General features: G+C 72.4%; 4 protein-coding genes. 2 read left to right on the top strand and 2 right to left on the bottom strand.

Annotation, left to right across the window (positions count from 1 at the left end; all coding sequences use genetic code 11):
• Together SACPADRAFT_RS0219185 and SACPADRAFT_RS0219180 are read right to left on the bottom strand one after the other, a co-directional pair.
• Positions 1 to 2045 (bottom strand): HelD family protein (locus tag SACPADRAFT_RS0219185; RefSeq protein ID WP_007025789.1); only part of this gene is annotated, 2045 nt, incomplete at its 3' end.
• Positions 2046 to 2161: 116 nt separating this feature from the next.
• Positions 2162 to 3142, bottom strand: a complete 981-nt coding sequence (locus SACPADRAFT_RS0219180) for a heme o synthase (RefSeq protein ID WP_028662593.1) — start codon at positions 3140 to 3142, stop codon at positions 2162 to 2164.
• 376 nt (positions 3143 to 3518) lie between these two features.
• On the opposite strand from SACPADRAFT_RS0219180, the gene tkt reads away from it, so the two are divergent.
• On the top strand, positions 3519 to 5612 hold the full coding sequence (gene tkt / locus SACPADRAFT_RS0219175) for a transketolase (RefSeq protein ID WP_007025787.1): 2094 nt from the start codon (positions 3519 to 3521) through the stop codon (positions 5610 to 5612).
• A gap of 103 nt (positions 5613 to 5715) precedes the next feature.
• Positions 5716 to 6837 (top strand): transaldolase, encoded by a 1122-nt coding sequence (gene tal, locus SACPADRAFT_RS0219170; RefSeq protein WP_007025786.1) that lies wholly within the window; start codon positions 5716 to 5718, stop codon positions 6835 to 6837.
• The last annotated feature ends 59 nt before the right edge of the window (positions 6838 to 6896 follow it).

The raw sequence follows: 6896 nt of genomic DNA, 5'->3' as shown, positions 1-6896 counted from the left end.
CGCGCCGCCAGCTCGGTGCGGGGCAGGCGCCGCTGCCACGGCGGCACGCCGGTCTCCCGCACCGACAGCGGCGCCGACAGCGCCGGATCGATCTCGGCGAGCACCCGGGCGGCGACCTCCATGATCTCGGCGGGTGTGCGGTAGTTCACGGTGAGCTCCCGCATCCGCCAGCGGTCGGCGACGTACGGGGCCAGCACGTCCGACCAGCGCGACGTGCCCGCGGCCGACCCGGTCTGGGACACGTCCCCGACGACGGTCATCGACCGGCTCGGGCTCCGGCGCATGAGCAGCCGCCAGTCCATCTCCGAGAGTTCCTGCGCCTCGTCCACGATGACGTGCCCGAAGGTCCAGGACCGGTCCCGTGCGGCGCGCTGGGCGGCGGTGAGGCCGCTGCCCTCCTCCTGCCGCTGGGCGAGCAGTTCGGCGTCGAGCACGTCGCGCACCCGCACGACCTCCTCGTCGAGGATCTCCTCGTCCTGTTCGAGGACGTGCAGCACACCCTCGGCGTAGGCCTTCTCCTCCCGCTCCCGGCGGGCCCGGCGCTCCCGTGCCTCGGTGTCGTCCTCCCCGAGGAGTTCGGCCAGCTCGTCGAGCAGCGGCACGTCCCCGGGCGTCCACAGCGCACCGGGGTCACGCCGCAGGGCGCGGCACTCGTCGTCGGTGAGGTGTCCCCGCGCGGCGGAGGTCAGCCGTTCCGGGGTGGTCAGCAGGTCGTTGAGCAGCTCCTGCGGCGACAGCTTCGGCCACAGCGACTGCAACGCGTCGGCCACGGCCGCGTCCTCGGCCAGCTCGGCCCGGATGGTGGCGTGGTCGCGGGCGTCCAGCAGGGGTGTGTCGTCCACCTCGTCATCCGCGAGCGGGATGTCCGGGACGTCGTCGAGCACGTCGGACTCCAGCCGGGCGGCCGACTGCGCGGCCAGCGCGTCCAACACGTCGTCGACGAACACCCGGCGGGCGAGGTTGTGCGGCTTGAGCGTCTCGCGCGCCCGGTCCCGCGCCTTCTCGCACGTCCGGCGATCGAGGGTGAGCACCTCGCCCTCGGCAAGGATCTCCAGGACGTCGTCGGGCACGGTCTGCCGGTCACGCACCGCCGCGGCCAGCACCTCGGTCATGGCGATCCGGCCCTTGATCTCCGCGGCCTCCGGGGTGTCCAGGCCGGTCGCCGTCAGTCCGGGGTACAGCTCACCGATCGTGGCCAGCAGCACGCCGGTCTCCCCCAGCGACGGCAGCACCTGGCCGATGTAGCGCAGGAAGGTGCTGTTCGGCCCGACCACGAGCACCCCGCGGCTGGTGAGCTGGTGCCGGTAGGTGTACAGCAGGTAGGCCGCACGGTGCAGCGCGACCGCGGTCTTGCCGGTGCCGGGTCCGCCCTGCACGACCAGCACCCCGCCGGGGTCGGCGCGGATGATGCGGTCCTGCTCGGCCTGGATGGTGGCGACGATGTCGGACATCTCACCGGTGCGCCCGCGCTCCAGCGCGGCCAGCAGCGCCGCCTCGCCCGCGAGCCCGAGATGGTCGCTGCCCTCGCCGGAGCCGAGGTCGAGCACCTCGTCGTCCACGCCGACCACGCGCCGGGACAGGGTGCGCAGGTGCCTGCGCCTGCGGACACCGTCCGGGGAGGCGGCCGTGGCGAGATAGAACGGACGCGCCGCCGGTGCGCGCCAGTCCACCAACAGGGGGCGGTAGTCGTCCTGTTCGTCGAACAGGCCGAGCCTGCCGATGTAGATCGGGGAGTCGGTATCGCGGTCGGGGGCGAAGTCGAGCCTGCCGAAGGCCAACCCCTGCTCCACCGAGTTCAGCTGCGCCAGCCGGTCGCTGTAGGTCGCGGTGGCGGCCTCCCGCTCGGCCTGTGCCTGCGGTGGGCCGCCGGTCGCGGCCAGCGCCTCGGTGAGCCGCTGGTCGGCGAGTTCACGTTCGGCGTCGAGCCGCTCGTAGAGCATCGTCACATAGCGCTGCTCGGCGGCCACCTCGTCCCCGTCCGGGGTGGCGGCCTCGTCCGGAACGGCGGTGTGGTCGGGTTCCCGGTGTTGCGGGGACACGGACACGGTGGTTCACCTTCGCAGGTCGGGGGAACAGCCTGGCCGAATCCGTAACGAGCACCGTCCGCGGGTCATTCCCGGTACTCCCCGACCGGGTGGCCCCGCGGCACCGGAGCCACTTGTCAGAACGGCAGGCCGAGGACCGGCAGTCCGATGGCGGAGTCGACCGCCAGCGCACAGAAGACGATCATCAGGTAGGTGTTCGACCGGTGGAACAGCGCCATCGGCCTGGTCGTCTCACCCCGGCCGACGGCCGCGTACAGGCGGTGCGCGTAGAACAGGAACCAGGCGCCCGCCAGTCCGGCGAAGGTGGCGTAGAGCCAGCTCGTCGCCGGGGCCAGCAGGAGCGTCCAGCCGACCATCACCCAGGAGTAGATCACGATCTGCCGGGCGACGTGCCGGGGCGGCGCCACGACCGGCAGCATCGGCACCCCGGCCCGCTCGTAGTCGTCCCGGTACTTCATCGCCAGTGCCCAGGTGTGCGGCGGGGTCCAGAAGAAGATGACCCCGAACATCACGAAGGCGGGCCAGGACACGGTGCCCTCCACCGCGGCCCAGCCGATGACGACGGGCATACAACCGGCCGCGCCGCCCCACACGACGTTCTGCGGCGTGCGCCGCTTGAGCACGAGCGTGTACACGAAGATGTAGAACAGGATCGTGCCGACGGCGAGCGCGGCGGCCAGCAGGTTCACCGCCAGGTACAGCACGGTGAACGACCCCGCGGCGAGCGCGAGACCGAAGATCAGGGCGTTGCGCCGGGGCACCGAGTCCCGCACGAGCGGACGCCGCTTCGTCCGGTTCATCACCCGGTCGATGTCGGCGTCGATCACGCAGTTCAGCGCGTTCGCGCTGCCCGCGGCCATCGTGCCGCCGAGCAGGGTGACCAGCACCAGCCACGGCGACGGGATCGCCCGTCCCGCCAGGAACATCGCCGGGATCGTGGTGACCAGCAACAGCTCGATGACCCTGGGCTTGGCCAGCGCGGCGTACGCGCCGACGACGTCCCGCATACCTCGCCGGCCACCGGCTGGGGACTCGCCAGTGGGATGCACGGCGCTGGTGTGCTCACTGCGCCCGTGCGCAGCGTTCACCAACGACATCTCGCTCCCTGTCTCGGACTCCGTGAGGACGCGCGCCCGGGGGACGCGGCATCTTGACGGATCGTAGTAGAGCGGGATCCACCCCCGCCGGGCGGCACCCACGGCGGCAAGCCACGTCACACCGGCAGGATCCGGCACGGGTGCGCGGCACCAACCCGCCGCCCGCCCGGTGCCCACGATCACTGACTCTGCGCAGCCGGGTCGTCTAGGCTGACGACCGACCGGTCCGGCTGACCGGAACACCTTTCCCGTGTCGTCGACGAGATCGCTTCCCCCACTGTTCGGGATCGATTAAGATCGTCCGGGACACGCCCACGGCCGGGCAACCGGGGTAGCCAGCAACAGCCAACGTGCGAAGAATCAGGGAGCCGAGTTCGTGTCGGAGATCGCCGCTACGGAGAACCACCCACTGCTGCGCCGGAGGTATCCGGCCGACTGGACGGAGACGGACACCCGCGCCGTGGACACCGTCCGCGTCCTGGCGGCGGACGCCGTCGAACACTGCGGGAGCGGCCACCCCGGCACCGCGATGAGCCTCGCCCCGGTCGCCTACTCGCTGTTCCAGCGGATCATGCGGCACGACCCGGCCGACCCCGAGTGGCCCGCGCGCGACCGTTTCGTCCTGTCCGCGGGGCACAGCAGCCTCACCCTCTACATCCAGCTCTACCTCGCCGGGTACGGCCTGGAGATGGCGGATCTGAAGCAGCTGCGCCGGTGGGGGTCGCAGACCCCGGGCCACCCCGAGTACCGGCACACGCCGGGGGTGGAGACGACCACCGGCCCGCTGGGCCAGGGTCTGGCCAACGCGGTCGGCATGGCGATGGCGGCCCGTCGCGAGCGGGGCCTGCTCGACCCGGAGACGCCCGCGGGCGAGAGCCCGTTCGACCACCACATCTACGTGATCGCCTCGGACGGCGACATCGAGGAGGGCGTCACCTCGGAGGCGTCCTCCCTGGCGGGCAGGCAGGAACTGGGCAACCTCGTCGTCGTCTACGACGACAACAAGATCTCCATCGAGGACGACACGAACGTCGCCCTGTCCGAGGACACCGCGAAGCGGTACGAGAGCTACGGCTGGCACGTGCAGGTCGTCGAGGGCGGTGAGGACGTCGTCGCCTTCGAGGAGGCGGTCGCCGCCGCCAGGGCCGAGACCACCCGGCCGTCGTTCATCCTGCTGCGCACGGTGATCGGCTATCCGGCCCCGACGAAGATGGACACCGGGAAGGCGCACGGGGCCGCGCTCGGCGCGGACGAGGTCGCCGCCGTGAAGGAGACGCTCGGCTTCGACCCGGCGACCAGCTTCGCCATCGACGACGACGTGCTCGCCCACACCCGCCGGGTCGGCGACCGCGCCGCCGCCGAGCGGGCGCGCTGGCAGGAACGGTTCGACACCTGGGCCGCGGCCAACCCCGAGCGTGCGGAGCTGGCCGGGCGGCTGCGCACCCGGGAACTGCCCGAGGGCTGGGCGCAGAAGCTGCCGAGCTGGGAGCCCGACGCGAAGGGCATCGCCACCCGGAAGGCCTCCGGCGAGGTGCTCAACGCCGTCGCGGACGTGCTGCCGGAGCTGTGGGGCGGGTCGGCGGACCTCGCCGAGAGCAACAACACGGTCATCAAGGGCGCGTCCTCGTTCGGCCCGGCGGCGGCGTCGACCGAGATGTTCCCCACCGAGCCCTACGGCCGGAACCTGCACTTCGGGGTGCGGGAGCACGCGATGGGTGCGATCCTCAACGGGATCGCCCTGCACGGCGGCACCCGTCCGTACGGGGCGACCTTCCTGATCTTCAGCGACTACATGCGGCCCGCGGTGCGGCTGGCGGCGCTGATGAAGGCGCCGGTGGTCTACGTGTGGACGCACGACTCCATCGGCCTCGGTGAGGACGGCCCCACGCACCAGCCGATCGAACACCTGGCCTCGCTGCGCGCCATCCCGGGCCTCAACGTGGTACGGCCCGCCGACGCCAACGAGACCGCGGCGGCCTGGAAGGCGGCGCTGGAGGACGTGCACACCCCGACCGGCCTGGCCCTGACCCGGCAGAACGTGCCGGTGCTGGAGGGCACCGACCCGGAGGGCGTGGCCCGGGGCGGCTACGTCCTCGCCGAGGCCGCGAACGGTGCGCCGGAGGTGCTGTTGCTGGCCACCGGCTCCGAGGTGCAGCTCGCGCTGGCCGCGCGGGCGACGCTGGAGGCCGACGGCGTGCCCACGAGCGTGGTGTCGATGCCCTGCGTCGAGTGGTTCGACCGCCAGGACGCCGCCTACCGGGACGCGGTGCTGCCGCCGTCGGTGACCGCCCGGGTCGCCGTCGAGGCCGGGGTGGCCCAGTCGTGGCACCGCTTCGTCGGTGACCGCGGCGAGACCGTCTCCCTGGAGCACTTCGGCGCCTCCGCCGACTTCGGCACGCTCTACGAGAAGTTCGGGCTGACCGCGGACGCCGTCGTGGCCGCCGCCCGCCGGACGTTGGCCCGGCGCTGACTCCGGGCACCCCGGTGGGTGGTCACCGGGTGGGCCGCGAGGTGACACGGCGGCCCACCCGGACCGGGCAACGACGAGCGCGACAACAGAAAGGGATGAGATCATGGCCGACACCGACCGGCTGGCGGAGCTTTCGCGTGCGGGAGTGTCCATCTGGCTCGACGACCTGTCCCGGCAGCGGCTCCGGTCCGGCAACCTGGCCGAACTGATCCGCGACCGGCACGTCGTCGGCGTCACGACCAACCCCACCATCTTCGCGGGCGCCGTCGCGCAGGGCGAGGACTACGACGAGCAGGTGCGCTCGCTCGCCGAACGCGGCGCGGACGTCCACGCGGCGGTGCGCGAGCTGACCACCGGTGACGTCCGGGAGGCCGCCGACGTCCTGCGGGAGACCTGGATCGCCACCGACGGCAAGGACGGCCGCGTGTCGATCGAGGTCGACCCCGGACTCGCCCGGGACACCGACCGCACCGTCGCCGAGGCCGCTGAACTCTGGAAGACGGTCGACCGGCCGAACATCTTCGTCAAGATCCCGGCGACCGAGCAGGGGCTGCCCGCCATCACCCGCAGCCTCGCCGACGGCATCAGCGTCAACGTCACGCTCATCTTCTCGGTCGAGCGCTACCGGGCCGTGATCGACGCGTTCTTCGCGGGCCTGGAACAGGCCCGGGCCAACGGGCACGACCTGTCCCGGATCCGCTCGGTCGCCTCGTTCTTCGTCTCCCGCGTCGACGCCGAGGTGGACAAGCGGCTCGAGGCGATCGGCACCGACGAGGCCCTGGCCCTGCGGGGCGAGGCGGCCATCGCCAACGCCCGCCTGGCCTACGCCGCCTACCGGGAGAAGTTCGCCGACCAGCGGTGGGCCGCCCTCGCCGGGGCGGGGGCGCACCCGCAGCGCCCACTGTGGGCCTCGACCGGGGTGAAGAACCCGGAGTACTCCGACACCCGCTACGTCGACCGGCTCGTCGTGGCCGACACGGTGAACACGATGCCGGAGAAGACGCTGCACGCCGCCGCCGACCACGCCGAGATCACCGGCGACACGGTCACCGGCACCGGTGGGGAGGCGCAGCAGGTGTTCGACCGGCTCTCCGCGGTCGGCATCGACATCCCCGACGTGTTCCGCACGCTGGAGGACGAGGGCGTCGAGAAGTTCGACACGTCCTGGAACGAACTGCTCGACACCGTGCGCGGGCAGCTCGACGCGGCCGGGGCACGCTCCTGATGGCGGCCGGGCACACCGAGGTGACCGTCGCCGACCCCGCGCTCGCCGGCGCGGCCGCG

Source organism: Saccharomonospora iraqiensis subsp. paurometabolica YIM 90007 (genome assembly GCF_000231035.2).
In the GTDB taxonomy this organism is placed as follows: Bacteria; Actinomycetota; Actinomycetes; order Mycobacteriales; family Pseudonocardiaceae; genus Saccharomonospora; species Saccharomonospora paurometabolica.
The sequence above is the reverse complement of the archived record's forward strand: the minus strand, read 5'-3'. Positions and strand labels throughout refer to the sequence as shown.

Coding starts and splice junctions, on each gene's coding strand:
- SACPADRAFT_RS0219180 (WP_028662593.1), bottom strand. CDS start 3,142: ATGTCGTTGGTGAACGCTGCGCACGGGCGCAGTGAGCACACCAGCGCC.
- tal (WP_007025786.1), top strand. CDS start 5,716: ATGGCCGACACCGACCGGCTGGCGGAGCTTTCGCGTGCGGGAGTGTCC.